This is a genomic window from Marinobacter persicus, assembly GCF_900114155.1.
GTDB classification, from domain to species: Bacteria; Pseudomonadota; Gammaproteobacteria; order Pseudomonadales; family Oleiphilaceae; genus Marinobacter; species Marinobacter persicus.
In genome coordinates this window covers 174,048-188,786 of the sequence record NZ_FOSC01000007.1, presented here as the reverse complement: position 1 = coordinate 188,786, position 14,739 = coordinate 174,048, and the positions used below count along the sequence as shown (strand labels likewise).

Annotated in this window: 15 protein-coding genes; 6 read left to right on the top strand and 9 right to left on the bottom strand. The window is 59.9% G+C overall.

What is annotated here, in order from left to right; all coding sequences use genetic code 11:
• The first annotated feature begins 21 nt into the window (after positions 1-21).
• Positions 22-300 carry an Lpp/OprI family alanine-zipper lipoprotein gene (locus BMZ63_RS09425; protein ID WP_091704800.1) on the top strand — a complete coding sequence of 93 codons (279 nt, stop codon included), beginning with the start codon at positions 22-24 and terminating at the stop codon, positions 298-300.
• Positions 301-371: 71 nt separating this feature from the next.
• On the opposite strand, the gene BMZ63_RS09420 is transcribed toward BMZ63_RS09425, so the two are convergent.
• From BMZ63_RS09420 to BMZ63_RS09395, 6 genes are all read right to left on the bottom strand, one after another.
• Entirely contained in the window at positions 372-1,169 is a 798-nt protein-coding gene (locus BMZ63_RS09420; protein WP_091704798.1) for a slipin family protein, read from the bottom strand.
• 32 nt (positions 1,170-1,201) lie between these two features.
• Complete coding sequence (locus tag BMZ63_RS09415; RefSeq protein WP_091704795.1) at positions 1,202-2,611, bottom strand: NfeD family protein; 1,410 nt, start codon at positions 2,609-2,611, stop codon at positions 1,202-1,204.
• Positions 2,612-2,651: 40 nt separating this feature from the next.
• On the bottom strand, positions 2,652-3,713 hold the full coding sequence (locus BMZ63_RS09410; RefSeq protein ID WP_091704904.1) for a L,D-transpeptidase family protein: 1,062 nt from the start codon (positions 3,711-3,713) through the stop codon (positions 2,652-2,654).
• Between the two features lie 68 nt (positions 3,714-3,781).
• A complete protein-coding gene (locus tag BMZ63_RS09405; protein WP_091704793.1) occupies positions 3,782-4,348 on the bottom strand; it encodes a TMEM165/GDT1 family protein in 567 nt (188 codons plus the stop codon).
• Between the two features lie 255 nt (positions 4,349-4,603).
• Positions 4,604-5,029, bottom strand: a complete 426-nt coding sequence (locus BMZ63_RS09400) for a MarR family transcriptional regulator (RefSeq protein ID WP_091704790.1) — start codon at positions 5,027-5,029, stop codon at positions 4,604-4,606.
• Positions 5,030-5,200: 171 nt separating this feature from the next.
• Entirely contained in the window at positions 5,201-6,484 is a 1,284-nt protein-coding gene (locus BMZ63_RS09395; RefSeq protein WP_091704787.1) for an MFS transporter, read from the bottom strand.
• A gap of 247 nt (positions 6,485-6,731) precedes the next feature.
• Between BMZ63_RS09395 and BMZ63_RS09390 the strand changes: the two genes are divergently transcribed.
• Both BMZ63_RS09390 and BMZ63_RS09385 read left to right on the top strand, forming a co-directional pair.
• Positions 6,732-7,634, top strand: a complete 903-nt coding sequence (locus BMZ63_RS09390; RefSeq protein ID WP_091704784.1) for a helix-turn-helix transcriptional regulator — start codon at positions 6,732-6,734, stop codon at positions 7,632-7,634.
• 75 nt (positions 7,635-7,709) lie between these two features.
• Positions 7,710-9,410 carry an ExeM/NucH family extracellular endonuclease gene (locus tag BMZ63_RS09385; protein ID WP_143072207.1) on the top strand — a complete coding sequence of 567 codons (1,701 nt, stop codon included), beginning with the start codon at positions 7,710-7,712 and terminating at the stop codon, positions 9,408-9,410.
• Here BMZ63_RS09385 and queE read toward each other — a convergent pair.
• Positions 9,407-10,066: a 7-carboxy-7-deazaguanine synthase gene (gene queE, locus BMZ63_RS09380; protein WP_091704780.1), complete on the bottom strand. Its 660-nt coding sequence runs from the start codon at positions 10,064-10,066 to the stop codon at positions 9,407-9,409. The genes BMZ63_RS09385 and queE overlap by 4 nt on opposite strands.
• Positions 10,066-10,731: a 7-cyano-7-deazaguanine synthase QueC gene (gene queC, locus BMZ63_RS09375; protein WP_091704777.1), complete on the bottom strand. Its 666-nt coding sequence runs from the start codon at positions 10,729-10,731 to the stop codon at positions 10,066-10,068. Before queC ends, queE begins: the two co-directional genes overlap by 1 nt.
• 150 nt (positions 10,732-10,881) lie before the next feature.
• Here queC and BMZ63_RS09370 point away from each other — a divergent pair, with 150 nt between their 5' ends.
• Positions 10,882-11,400: a 3'-5' exonuclease gene (locus BMZ63_RS09370; protein WP_091704900.1), complete on the top strand. Its 519-nt coding sequence runs from the start codon at positions 10,882-10,884 to the stop codon at positions 11,398-11,400.
• A gap of 444 nt (positions 11,401-11,844) precedes the next feature.
• Entirely contained in the window at positions 11,845-12,117 is a 273-nt protein-coding gene (locus BMZ63_RS09365) for a hypothetical protein (RefSeq protein ID WP_091704775.1), read from the top strand.
• Here BMZ63_RS09365 and BMZ63_RS09360 read toward each other — a convergent pair.
• A complete protein-coding gene (locus BMZ63_RS09360) occupies positions 12,105-13,298 on the bottom strand; it encodes a sensor domain-containing diguanylate cyclase (RefSeq protein WP_091704897.1) in 1,194 nt (397 codons plus the stop codon). The genes BMZ63_RS09365 and BMZ63_RS09360 overlap by 13 nt on opposite strands.
• A 156-nt stretch (positions 13,299-13,454) precedes the next feature.
• On the opposite strand from BMZ63_RS09360, the gene BMZ63_RS09355 reads away from it, so the two are divergent.
• Complete coding sequence (locus BMZ63_RS09355; protein WP_091704773.1) at positions 13,455-14,654, top strand: cation:proton antiporter; 1,200 nt, start codon at positions 13,455-13,457, stop codon at positions 14,652-14,654.
• Positions 14,655-14,739: the final 85 nt, after the last annotated feature.

Here is a 14,739-nt window from a genome sequence, read left to right as displayed (position 1 = left end):
CGACCAATTAGGGGATTTACCATGCGTAAACTGATGATCGCCGGTTTTGCACTGGCCACTGCCGTAACCGCTGGCTGTGCCACCAACCAGTCCGCTCTGGACGAAGCCAATGCAACAGCAACTTCTGCCGAGCAGACTGCTGAAAACGCTCTGGACACTGCCAACAGCGCTGCCAGCGATGCCAGCACTGCCCAGCAGACCGCCGAAGAAGCTCTGGCCGCTGCTCGCGCTGCCCAGAAGTCTGCTGACGAAGCCAACGAGCGTGCCAAGCGCATGCTTGAGCGTGCCGCTCAGAAGTAAGAGCCACGCAGACACAGAAAAGGCCGGGTAACCCCGGCCTTTTTTTATGTCTTCAGGAAACGTCGTGGCAGTCAGTCCTGCTGCTCCGGCTTTTTCGGGCTGACCGTTGGTGCCAGTGGATTCTTCACGAAGTTCTGGAGCAGATCCATGGGCAATGGGAACACAATGGTCGAGGCATTCTTGGTGCTCATATCCGACAGGGTCTGCAGATACCGCAACTGCATCGCGCCCGCCTCGGCCGACATCACTTCCGCCGCTTCCACCAGTTTTTTCGACGCCTGTAATTCACCTTCGGCGTGAATAACCTTCGCCCGGCGCTCCCGTTCAGCCTCTGCCTGTCGGGCAATGGCGCGGATCATGGACTCATCCAGGTCCACATGCTTGATCTCCACATTGGCAACCTTGATCCCCCAGCCCTCGGTCTGGGAGTCGATGATCTCCTGAATGTCCTCATTCAGCTTATCCCGCTCGGATAGCATTTCATCCAGGTCGTGTTTGCCCAGAACCGAGCGCAGGGTGGTCTGGGCCAATTGCCCGGTGGCATTCGCAAAGTCTTCCACCTGAATGATCGCTTTCTCCGGATCCACCACCCGGAAATACAATACCGCGCTGACATGCACAGTCACGTTGTCTTTTGAGATCACATCCTGGTCCGGCACATCCAGGGTAATCACCCGCAAATCCACACGCTCAATCTGCTGGATGCCGGGGATGACAATAATCAGGCCCGGACCTTTCACCGCCTGGAACCGGCCGAGGAAGAACACCACGCCACGCTCGTATTCGGGCAAAATCTTGATTGCCGAACCGAGGATCAGTAGCAGCACCACCGTGGGTGCAAGATAGGGAATAAAATCGCCCAGGTTCATACGGTCTCCTTGGTTTACCGTTGGTTCATACGTTAGTTGTCCGACTTGTCCGCAGACTCAACTTCCAGGGTCAGTCCGTTAACTGCCCTGATCTTCACCGGCGTTTCATTGGTCAGAGGCTGCTCACTGAGGGCATTCCAGCGCTCGCCCGTCACCCAGACATGCCCCCGGTAGTGTCCGTGATCAGCGTGGAAATCGTTCATGGCCGTGCCGGTTTCACCCACCATGAATTCGCTGCCGCTCACCGGTGTTCGTCGCCGCAGACTGATAAAGCGGGTAACCGTCCACAGGATGAAACCACCCGCCACCGCCGCCGTACCACCGATGGTTGGCAATGAAATCTCCCGGTGGCTGCCATCCATCAGAATCACCGAGCCGGTCACGAAGGCGATAATGCCCCCAATCCCCAATATGCCAAAACTGGGCGCGAAGGCTTCGGCGACAATCAGCGCCAGCCCCAGCAGAATCAGGGCAAGCCCAGCGTAGTTCACCGATAGCACCTGGAAAGCAAACAGGGCCAGGATCAGGCTGATGGCGCCAATCACTCCCGGCACAATGGCCCCGGGATTGGCCAGCTCGAAGAGAATGCCGTAAAAGCCGATGATCATCAGGAAATAGGCCACGTTGGGGTCGGTAATGACCGACAGCAATTTGGTGCGCCAGTCCGGTTCGGCGCGCACCACGGTGAGATCAGCCGTTCTGAGCGTTTTTTCACCACCATCCATGATCACGGTGCGGCCATCGATGCTCTCCAGCAGTGCCTGCAGATTGGGGGCAACCTCGTCGATGACCCCTAGCTCCAGGGCTTCACTGCTGCCCAGATTGACCGCATCGCGCACGGCTTTCTCGGCCCAGTCGGCATTGCGGCCATGGCGCTGCGCCAGGCTGCGAATATAGCTGACCGCATCCTCCAGCACTTTGCGCTCCATGGCTGTTGTCCCTTCACGGCTGTCACTTTCACCGGCCTCGTCCTGGTTCGGGTTGGCGCCGTTATCATCTGTCGACTCATTGTTATCCGGTTCCGGGGTGCCCGGGGTTCCGCCCATTTGCACCGGTGTGGCCGAGCCCAGATGAGTCGCCGGCGCCATGGCGGCAATGTGGCTTGCGTAGAGGATATAGGTGCCGGCACTGGCCGCGCGCGCACCCTGGGGACTGACATAGGTGGCCACGGGCACATTCGAAGCCAGAATGGCTTTGTTGATGTCGCGGGTGGAGTCCATCAGGCCGCCAGGCGTGTCCATTTCCAGGACAATCAGACCGGCGCCAGTGGCTTCGGCGCGGGCAATACCACGCTCGATGTAATCCCTGGTGGCAGGGCCGATGGCTCCCTCAACAGACAGCACCAGGGCGGTGCCGCTCTTGTCCGCCTGCTGGGCGTGAACCTGCCAGCCAATAACAGCCAACAGCCACAGCATGCAGACAGATATCATGGTTCGGCGCATAACACACTCCCTTTGCCGGCCGCCCCGATGACTTCAGGGTTCAGAAATACAGGGTCTGCCCTGAATCACTCTCGTCCGGTTTGTCTTCCTTTTTCCGGTCCGGTTGCGCGGCCTGATCGTTGGTTGCCACGGTCAGTGTCTCACCGATCATCATGGGAATACCATCAGCCTGATCGACAGCCACTTCAATCTCTTGTCGTTTGATCTGTATTTCCGGATGTCGTTCCCGGAACTCCACCAGTTTTTCCTGAACCTGCTGCCAGAGCTGCTCTCTGTGCTCGGGCGGGTATTCCTCACCCGGCCGATGCACTTCCAGCCAGATTTCACCTTCGGAAATACCGATTTTCACCGGCTCACGCACCACCTGCACCGGCGTGCCCTTCCGGACCTGGTAGACAAACCGGGAAATGTCCTCGTTATACATCCGGAAACAGCCATGGCTGACCGGCATGCCCACCCCAAAGCGCTTGTTGGTGCCGTGGATCAGATAGCCTTTCTCGCTCAGCACCAGGGCATGAGTGCCCAGCGGATTACCCGGTCCGGGTGGGATCATGCGCGGCAGATAATCACCGGAGGCCTCATATTCAGCGCGGATGGATGCCGGTGGATACCAGGCCGGGGATTCCAGTGGCATGGTCACTTCCGCGTCGGTCAGGGGGGAGGGGTTTTCCTCGGTTCCGACACCCACCGGATATACCTGCACCCCGTCTTCAGAGTAGTAGTAGAGACGGTATTCGGCCAGATTGATCACGATGCCTTCGCGGCGGGCGTCTGGCAGCACATACATGCGGGGCAGAGTGATGGTGGTGCCTTCGCCGGGCAGCCAGGGATCCACGCCCGGGTTTGCCTTGACCAGCTCGAGGTAGCCAAGGGCCAGATCATTGCCAATGCCGGCAAAGGTGTCTTCATACTCGGTGGTAAACAGCTCCAACTCTCCGGCCAGATCCCCTTGCGGCTTGAACGTGGGCACCCTGGGGGAGCGATCCTCTTCAGTCTGCTCCAGCTCGTTGCCGCCCGCCTGGGCATCACCCGGCTTGTCCTGGGCAAGGACCGGGGTGGCCAACAGGCAGCAAAGGATCAGGAAACCGTTTTTGAACTGCATACACTCTTTTCCGATTCGGTTCATCAGGGTCGGCAAGCCCGGCACTTCATCAGCCTTTGGCCCGCTCGTTACGCCGCCAGGGTGCTCCACACCGTGGCAATCGCCAACAGTACAAACAGGATACTGGCACTGATCCGGGCTGTTGCCAGGGGCAGGCGCTCCATCAGCCAGCGCCCGGCCAGAATAACCGGCACATTCGCAAGTAACATGCCCACCGTGGTACCAATGATAACCCAGAATGTCTCGCTATACTTCGCCGCCAGCACCACGGTCGCTACCTGGGTTTTATCGCCGATTTCAGCCAGGAAAAACATCACCGTGGTCGCCATGAACGCCCCCATGCCCAGAAAGCGGGATTCGGCACTGTCATCCTTGTCCGGAACCAGCAGCCACAGGGCGATGGCAACAAAACTGGCAGCAAGGATCCAGGGCAACCAGGCTTCCGGGAACCACCGGGCAACCCAGGCGCCCAGCCAGGCGGACAACGCATGGTTGAGAATGGTGGCAATCAGAATGCCAAGGATGATGGGGGTACGCCGGGCGTATCGAGCGACCAGAAATAATGACAGCAACTGGGTTTTATCGCCGATTTCGGCGATGGTGACCGCGAGGGTAGAGGCGAGAAAGGCATCCATTCAGAAATCCCTTAGGGCGGAGGTTAACAGACACGAGACCGCTCACCTTCCGCCCTTTGGAGGTGATCGGCCCCGGGTCTTGCCAGTTCCGCGCACCGGGCGCTGGAACATGATAGCCATGGAGATTGAGCCCCAAATATGTTGACTACCATTCGCCTGAATCATCAGGGCGACGGCTACTCCCCCGAAGGGACGCCAATCATAGGCAATTTGCCGGACAAGCTCAAGAGTGGAGCTCCGGCTGTCCCGCCCAAGTTATTTCTGTTTTTCGGCGTTTTCCATAATCTTGTGGAACACTTTCAGTGTGCATTCCACCTCTTTATCGGAAATACCTTCCAGCATTTCCTCACGCAGGGTCGCGGCACGCTGGGCCAGCTCGTCCATAAACGCACGGCCGGCCTTGGTCAGGTACAGGCGGCGGGCACGGCGATCATTCGGGCAGGGCCGGCGTTCAATCAGTTCCTGCTGTTCCAGGCTGTCCAGCAGCCGGACCAGGGTGGGGTTCTCGATGGCCATCAGGCTGGCCAGCTCCCGCTGGGTCAGGCCTTCGCCACCTTCCTGCAGATAAAACATCGTGCTCCAGCGGGCCTGGGTTACCCCCAGATCTTTCAGCCGCTCATCCAGCATTTTGCGCCAGCGACGGGTTACCCGGGCCACGGCAAAGGGAAACTGTTCTCTCATGTCTTCCACTCCTGATAACGTCGGCAGGGCAATGACACCTGCACCGCGGTAATCCTGCAACAAACATACTTTTATTGATATTCACCAATAGTATGCTAACCGGTGATCAAAAAACAGATACGCAACCGGAACCTTTCCCGATCCCATGAAAAATACTTGCGAAGTTTCTGCCTAACCCGTCTGGTACTGCTCTTCACGGGCAGCCTCGACCTCCGGCGACTCGTGAAAATCTTCGTTGCGAGGGTCCATCTCGGTCAAAACCACGGAGGCCTCCGGCATGGTGGGCACGAAATGCTCCTGCTCGGCCACCGGCACGTCCTCGGTATGGCTGATGCGGTAACTGGTGATGGCCGCCAGCACCAACAGGAAACCGGCATTGCCGTAGAACAGCCCTGCCGGCCCCAGCAGGCTGATCAGCTCGGCCATGACAATCGGGCCAATGACACTGCCAATACCATAGCTGAGCAAGAGGGTGGCGCTGGCCGAAACAATGCGGTTGCTGTCCATGCGATCGTTAGTGATGGCCACGGCCACCGGGTAGAGGGTCGCCGACAAACCGGTAAAAACACCCACCAGTATCGTCAGCAGCGCCAGCTGGTCAGCGCCAAACACCGCCACCCCAAGAGCCGCGGCCGCTGCAGTCACGGAAACCACGAACATCACCCGCCGGCGGTCAAAGTGGTCACACACCCGGCCCACCGGCCAGGCAAACAGCATGGCCGCGACGATGGCGCTGGCCATAAAGGTGGAAACCTTCGCCACATCCAGGCCCACCAGAGTGGCATAGACCGGTCCCAAGGCGTAAAAACCACCGATCATGACGCCACTGATCAGCGCCCCGGCCACCCCGGTAAACGATTCCCGCGCCAGCTTGAACACGGACATGCGCTCGGTTTCTTCAATCACGGGCGCTTCCATACGAGTCAATGCCAGCGGAATCAGTGCCAGGGTGAGCAGCACTGCGGCCAGGGAAAACGGCATGAAGTTGGCCGGATCCCCCACATTGACAATCAGCTGGCCACCGGCAGCGGACAGATAAAAGACAATCTGGTAAACCGCAAACAGTGAACCCCGGTTGGCGCTGGTGGCACGGCTGGAGAACCAGCTTTCAATCACCACCAGCACGCCGGCGATACTGAATCCGGACAACACCCGTAACACCGCCCAGAACACGGCGGACACTGCCATCGGGTAAAGCAGGGCCACGACCGCCGCCATGGCCGCAAACGCGGCAAACGCCCGAATATGACCCACCCGGCCAATGATCTTCTGGACATACAGTGTGCCCAGCACAAAGCCAATGGAATAACACACCAGCACCCAGCCAATCACGTCCGGCGACACTTCCTCAATGCTCAGGCGGATGCCCAGCAGCGTCATCAGAAAGGCATTACCACTGACCAGCAGTACGATGCTCAAAAGCAGGGCAGACAGGGACGCGACCATTCGGGTCATCGACAGCTCCAGTAATCTAAATGCCAGGTGGATAAGGGATACAGGAAAGAAGGGTGGTCACTCCATAACCATTGGCCGGCATTAAAGCAGCCAAACAGGTAGCCAGCTACTACGGATTTGCCGAAATGCCAAATGGTTCATGGCAGCGAATTTTACGCTATTTTACATTAACAGAGGGTCACACAAGTGATTCACGGGAGCGGTTACCATACTGCCACGCCATCCACCGGACACGAGCTGCCTGGCCATGAAAAAAACCGACTGGCCCATTCGTTGGGATCTGTTAATTCGCTATCAGCTGATTGAGACCATTGCCCTATGGGAAGGCCGGCTGACCACTAACCACATCTGCCACAGTTTCGGGATCGGGCGCCAGCAAGCTTCAAAGGACATCAACACCTACCTGCGCGAGCTGGCACCGGGCAATCTTGAGTATGACCGCCACCTCAAGGGCTATGTGCCCACCGAGCACTTTCAGCCGAAGGTTACACGGGGCACGGTCGACGAGTACCAGGAAGTGCTGGCACGCCATCATCAGTTGAGCGATACCCTGGCGGATCTGCACCTTGAGGTACCGGGTAACACGGTAGTGCCTGGCGTCTGCCGCCAGATACTCCCTCAGACCATGCGTTCGGTGGTCACCGCCATTCGTCAGCGTCGTCAGCTACTGGCTTCCTATGTCTCCCTGAGCCGGCCTGAAGCGGCGGAAACCGTCATCGAACCTCATACCCTGGTGTCTTGCGGCAACGAATGGCATGTGCGTGCCTGGTGTAACGCCAACCGTGAATACCGGGACTTTGCCCTCAGCCGGTTCCACACGGCTCCCCGGGTTCAGGTGCAAAAATCAAAACGCACCGCCGAACAGGACGAGGACTGGCAACGGACCGTCACCCTGGTGATTACCCCGGACCACCGCCTGGGCGAGGCCCAACAACAAGTCATCGCCCGGGATTTCGGTATGGACACGGGGCGCCTGGAAATCCGCACGCGGGCGGCCCTGGCCCCCTACGTGCTCAGACAGATGGGCATCAATCTGGAAAACAGCCATCCGGACCCACTGGTCCAGCAACTGGAGTTGGCCAATCCCGACCAGCTCGGTTTTGGCAGCCCCCGGGAAAGAGCGCTTAAAGCGGTGGCCGGGCTGAGCTAAACTGCCCGGGTGACTGACTGTTCCCGCTTCTGTAAACGCGTCCTCTTACCTGTACTGCTGTCGGCCTTGTGGCCGATGACGGCACAGGCGAATGACTGTGGTCAGCCGGCCACCGGTATCCATGAGGTGCAGGGCACCGTCGCCCGGTCACCGCTGGCGGGCGAAACGGTCACCGTTGAAGGCATTCTCACCAGGGATAGCCGCCATCAGGGCGGTTTTGACGGTTTCTATCTGCAGCAGGCCGACGGCGAAACCGACAGCAATCCCGACACGTCCGAAGCCCTGTTCGTCTACACCAGCCACAAGGCAGGCAGGCCCGGCCAACGTTTGCGAGTCACCGGCACCATCAAGGAATACCATGACCTGACCGAGATGGTGGCGTTAAAAACCATCCAGATCTGTGGCAAAGGCGAGATGCCAACTCCCATCGATGTCGCCCTGCCCTGGTCACAGCCGCCTGAATCGCTGGAAAACATGCGGGTTCGCTTTACCGCACCGCTAACCATCATTGACCACTATCAGTTGGCGACCTATGGCGAACTGACCCTGGCGGCCAATGACCAGATCACCGGTACCGAGCGGTTCCCGCCCGGAGAACAGGCAGTCGCTCACAGCCAGAACAACAAACATCACCGGGTCGTGCTCGATGATGGCCGAAAAGTCCGCAATCCCGAGCCCGTTCCCTGGCCAACCGGCGGGTTTGGTCCGGACAATACTCTGCGGGCGGGTGACCAGGTTGAACAGTTGGCCGGCATTCTGGACTACCGTTTTGGTCAATGGCGCCTGCAGGCAGTCAATGGCCCGCAATTCACCCGACGCACGCCCCGGCCTTCAGCCCCCGCGCCACCGGGTGAAGGCGTCATTCGGGTAATGGCCCTGAACCTGCAGAACTACTTCAATGGCGATGGCAAAAGCGGCGGCTTTCCCACAGACCGGGGCGCGAAAACCCTTGCCGGTTTCCGTGCGCAACAGCAGCGCATTGCCTCGCTGGTAAAAAAAAGCCAGCCGGACATACTGGCGGTGTCGGAACTGGAGAACGACGGCTACGGACCATACAGCGCCATCGCGGACCTGGCCGCCAGTCTGGGGCCCGCCTGGCGTTTCGTGAAAACGCCAGGGCAGGATGGCGGTGATGCCATTCGCACCGCCCTGCTGTACCGGAACGACCGGGTTGCGCCCCGGCAAGAGCCGGAACGCCTGACCACCGGGCTATTTGCCCACAGCAGCCGGCCGCCGGTCAGCCAACGCTTCTCCGCCCCGGGGCAGGGGCAAACCCTGCGGGTGGTGTCCGCGCACCTGAAATCGAAATCCTGCCGCAACGCCAGCGGCGCCAATCAGGATCGGCACGACGGCCAGGGCTGCTTCAATCAACGCCGTGTGCAGGAAGTCCGGGCCATTCTCCAATGGCTCAAGGCACTGCCCGATTCCGACCATCTGGCCGGCACCCTGGTCACCGGTGATCTGAACAGCTATGCCCGGGAGGCACCGGTCCGGCACTTTGAAAAAGCCGGTTACCGGAGCCTGGTGCACCGCATCCACCCCTGTAATGAAACCCGCTGCCGACATCACACCTACCGCTTCAGGGGCGAAAAGGGATCGCTGGATTACCTGCTTGCTTCAGAGAATCTGCAAAAGCTGGCCCTCACCGCCGGCAGCTGGAACGTCAATGCGGATGAAGCCCGTGCCCTGACCGATTATCCGGGACCAGGGAGAGCCGGGCCATGGCGGGCCTCGGACCACAACCCGGTGTTCACCGATCTGCAACTGGTCGACTAATCGATGCCGATAATCTTGTGCATCTGCAGGGTCAGCCGCCAGCGCGGGTGAGCCAGGCAATAGGCGGTGGCCTTGGCGGTATTGCTCTGGCGCACCGGATCGGTGGATTCGCCGTCTGGGGCGGAGGGGGACGCCATGGGCGAGAGGAAATAATGACGGGCACGGATATGCTCGAAACGTTCTGGCGGCGCCAGCGATTGCGGGTATACCAGCTTTAGCTCATCACACTCGGCAATGACCACCTCGGCATCCGCCTTTGGGCTGACACACAGCCAGTCGATCCCCGCCGGCGCGGGCAGGGTGCCGTTGGTTTCCACACCAATTTCGAAACCGGCCTCATGCAGTGCCTCAATCAACGGAGCGTCCAGCTGCAACAGGGGCTCACCACCGGTGCACACCACGTAGGGCTTTCCTTCCGCATGGGGCCAGAGTCCCCGAATGTGTTCCGCCAGCGCCCGGGCTGTCTCAAATTGCCCGCCGTTTTGACCATCGGTACCGACAAAATCCGTGTCACAAAAGGTACAGACGGCACTGGCGCGATCTTTCTCCCGGCCGGTCCAGAGGTTGCATTTGCTGAAGCGGCAGAAGACCGCAGCACGGCCCGCCTGCGCGCCTTCGCCCTGGAGTGTGTAAAACGCCTCTTTCACCCGGTACATCAGGCTTCTGCCTCGTAGTCGAGAGGGTCCCGGATGCCATGGGCGGCAAAGGCTTCCAGCCGCTCCACGCAGGAACCGCACCGGCCACAGGCCTGTTCACGGCCGTTATAGCAGGTCCAGGTCTGACGGTAGTCCAGGCCGAGCTTCAGACCCTCGGCCAGGATTTCACCCTTGTCGAGCTGCATGAACGGGGCCTCAATGGCCACGGGCTCATAGTTGGCCACCCGACACACCGCATCCATTTTCTCGACAAATTCCGGGCGGCAATCCGGATAGATGGCATGGTCACCGCCATGGGCGCCATACCAGACACTTTGCGCACCCACGGTTACGGCATAGCCGGTGGCCAGGGACAGCAAGATCATGTTGCGGTTGGGGACCACGGTCGATTTCATGTTGTCTTCGGCATAGTGCCCCTCGGGGATATCGATATCCGAGGTGAGGGAAGAACCCGACATCACCTCGCTCATGGCACGGATATCGATTACTTTGTGGGGAATGCCTTCGGCCTGGCACACCGCACGGGCCGCCTCCAGTTCGCGCACATGGCGCTGGCCGTAATTGAACGACAGCGCATGGACCTGATAACCACGGGCCCGGGCCAGGTGCAGCAGGGTGAAGGAATCCATGCCTCCGGAGTAGATCACAACCACAGTGTCAGTCATCGGTGTATCACCAGAATCGGAAAGAGTGTCATTAGCCTGTTACCTAATATGGGCACATTGTAACAGTACCATCCGGCATTGGGTTCGCGTCCGGCCGGTATCAGGGGTAAACTCGAGTCAAAACAACGAATGTACACGGATTGGCAAACCATGGACCCCAACCTCAGACCGGCGTTTATCGACTTCGAGGCCTCCAGCCTCAACCTGATCGAAAGTTACCCGATCGAGGTTGGCGTGTGTCTGCCGGACGGCGAACTGCACAGCTGGCTGGTTCGTCCGCACCCGCAGTGGAGCGACTGGTCAGAAAATGCCGAGGGCATTCATGGCATCTCCCGGCAGCGTCTGCAGGCAGAAGGTTTGCAGGCCGCCGACATCGCCCGTGAGCTAAACACCCTGCTGCCGGCGCAGATTTTCTGTGACGCCTGGACCTTCGACAGCTTCTGGCTGCACCGGCTGTTCCGCGCCGCCGGGGAAACGCCACAATTCCAGCTGGAATCCATCTCCGCCCTGCTGACCCCTGCCCAGGTACAACGATGGTCTCCCACCCGCAAACAGGTGATCCACGAACTGGGCTTGCCGGTACACCGGGCCGCCAACGATGCGCTGATTCTGCACCATACCTGGCACAGACTGATTGCTTCAGACGAAGCCACCATCGCATCAAGGTAAGCGGGGAAAGCTTGCCGTATGCCAAAAAAAACGCAGCCAAAAGGCTGCGTAGAAAAGGAGAGATCCATTCGGCACCGGTCGGCGCCGCGGATTGCACAACGTAAAAACACGTGACGGCGCGAATTATCCCCGGCCCGCCCCACACGGTCTGTACGGGTTTGCCGAAGGCGCCGGGCTATTGCAAAGCCCGCTATTGCCTATACACTGTCTCTGGAAACACACACCGAGAACCGTTATGACCCGAAAGATGCCAACACATTGCATTCACGCCACCGCCTGCCATCAGGGGCAGTCCGTGCGCGCCATGGTGAAAGACATCTAACGGCTTTCGGTCAGTCCCCGGGAGCCGTTGCAGCTTCCGGGGCAGCTTCTCCGCTAAACCCCGGTTGCCTGAGGCTCCGGGGTTTTCTGTTTTTGCAGCCGCAAAACCACAAGGAGAGGATCATGAGAAAACATCCGACATCACGCGCAGCTAACCAGCCGGTGAGCAACCGCCAGGGCCCGATCAAGCACCCTCAAAAGCTGCCGCTGCTGGATGCCATTTGCAAAAAGCTGAACCAACGCGTCAACATGGATGACGAGCAGCGGGTGCTTGGGCTGTATGAGCGAGGCTGGATCTTCAACGGCGTGCTGGCCAACATGAGCGACGCCGAAGCCCGCTACGTTCGTGCCCTGGCCAACCGTTACGGTTCCTGGATTGCCCGTCAGGTGGCCTGAACCACGCAATCACGCCCGCGCTTTTTGGCTTCGTACATGGCCCGGTCCGCCGCAGCACACAACTCTGCGGTCGTCTGGCCATGGTCCGGGTAGACCGCCACCCCAACACTGATGGTTATCCGCACCTCGTGGCCGGGGGCCACCATGATCGGCAGCCCATGAACCCGGCTACGCAGGCGTTCGGCGGTTTCTCCCGCTTCCTGCAGACCCATTTCCGGTAACACCACCACCAGCTCTTCACCACCAAACCGGGCTACCGAATCAACACTGCGCACACTGCTCTGAAGCAAGCGGCTGACACTGCACAGTACGTTGTCACCGGCCGCATGGCCCCAGGTGTCGTTCACTTCCTTGAAATGGTCGAAATCAACCCAGAGCAGGGCCATGGAGTGTCGATAACGAGCGCAACGGGCCAGTTCCTCTTCCAGTACCCGACCGAATTCCCGGCGATTGAGCAGCCCGGTCAGCGGGTCGGTGGTGGCCATTGCCTCCAGCTCTCTTTCCAGCGCCTTGCGGTCGGAAATATCCAGCATGATCCCTTCAAGTACGGTTCGCCCATTGGCCACTTCGACACTGCAACCACGCTCCCACACACAGATTTTCCGGCCATCCTTGCGGGTAATAACGTATTCCACGGAAAACGACTCTCCCCGGCTCACCGCCCGGGCCACCTCTTCCGCCACCCGGCCGGCATCGTCCGGATCAATCAGGTCAGAAAAGGACAAGGTGTGGTTGTTGATCAGCTCTTCGGGAGTATAGCCGGTGAGCCTCTGGCAGCCTCCCGAGACAAACAGCATAGTCCAGTCCTTATCGTACAGACACCGGTAAGCCATGCCCGGCAGGTTATCCATGAGCACCGTCAACTGGTGCTCGCGCTGGCGCAAGGCCTGGCGCTGGTGGTGCTGTAGGTTGAGCAGAAGCCGGTCTTTGGTGAGTTGACGATATAGCACCATGAACAGCACCAGCCCGGTCACCAGCACGAACAGGTAGCCTTTCCAGGTCTGAGCACGGGAGAACATTTCCGGGTCCGGAAACCAGAGTTCGGCAACCCGGTCCGAAAACGTAATCCACAGCAGCCCGACAATCAGATAGATCGATACGGCCCAGGAGGTCCGGACAATCGGACTGCGGCCTTTTCCCATCTGTACCGGTATCGGGTCATCCAGCCAGTTTGGCGTCATCAAGTCATCCATTGTTCGGTGAGGCGAGTCCACACCTTCAAGGTAGCCACTGGCGCGGTTTCAGTCGAGCCCCTTATGGTATCGAGCGTGTTACTGTAGGTACGACAGTGCTTTAATCACGGATTCATCCTGATCACCAATCAATAGGGAACACTCATGGAGCACGCCGGCATCCTCATCCTGATGGGCGCGACCCTGCTGCTGGCGCTGGGCGCGCATGCCCTGGGAAGGGTTGTACACGTGCCCAGGGTCACCTTGCTGTTGTTACTCGGCGCCCTGGCGGGACCGGAACTCTTCGATTTACTGCCGGAAGACGCCAGCGAGAACTTCAGCCTGATCACTCAGTTGACCCTGGCCATGGTGGGTTTTCTGCTGGGTGAACGGATGTCGGCCAAAGGCCTGAAGGAAGGCAAGGAAGCGCTCATTGTCAGCCTGGTGGTCACCCTTATGACCGCCACGGTGGTGGTTCTGGCGATATGGGCAGTAACCGGCAACCTGCCCGCCGCCCTGCTGCTTGGAGGCATTTCGACCGCAACCGCACCGGCTGCCACCCTGGATGTTATGCGAGAGGCCGGCGCCCGGGGACCGCTGACCCGGCTGGTGTTCCAGGTGGTGGCCATTGACGACGCCTGGGGCGCCATGTTGTTCAGTGTGCTGCTGGTGGCGGCCGGGCTGCTGATTGGCAACGGGGATTTTGATGGTCCGTCAGCCATGCTGCACGGAGTCATGGAAGTGGCCGGCTCTCTGGTCCTGGGCATTGTACTGGGGCTGCCCATGGCCTGGCTGACCGGTCGCATCCGGCCAGGCGAACCCATGCTGCTGGAATCCGCGGGCTTTGTTCTTGTGGCGGCCGGGCTGGCCAGCTGGCTGGGTCTTTCCTACCTGCTCACCTGCATGACACTGGGCATCGTGGTGGCCAACCGGGCACGGCATCACGTTCGCCCGTTCCGTTCCATCGAGGGCATTTCCGAGCCGTTTCTGGCCATGTTCTTTTTCATGGCCGGCTACCAGATGCACTGGGCGGCCCTACCGGCGCTGGGGGCGCTCGGCCTCGCCTACATCGGGGCACGCATTCTCGGCCGCATGGCCGGTGGCTGGCTGGGTGGCCTGCTGGCCGGCTCCAGTCCGCAGACCCGCAACCGCATTGGCGCCTGCCTGATGCCGCAGGCAGGGGTCGCACTGGGCCTGGCGCTGGTGGCCACGGAGCGGCTGCCAAGTCTGGACTACATCCTGCCGCTGGTGATCGGTGCCACGGTGGTCTTCGAGCTGATCGGGCCCACCCTGACACTGGCACAACTGCAAAAAGCCGGGGAGACCGGCAAGGGCTATCAGCCGGAGGAAGACGATGAGCCCTGACAACAAAAAACCCGGAGGCCCTGTCAGGCTCTCCGGGTTTTCCGGTTGGCGCCCGAAGGCGCCGATCCCTGGTTTAACGTAGCGG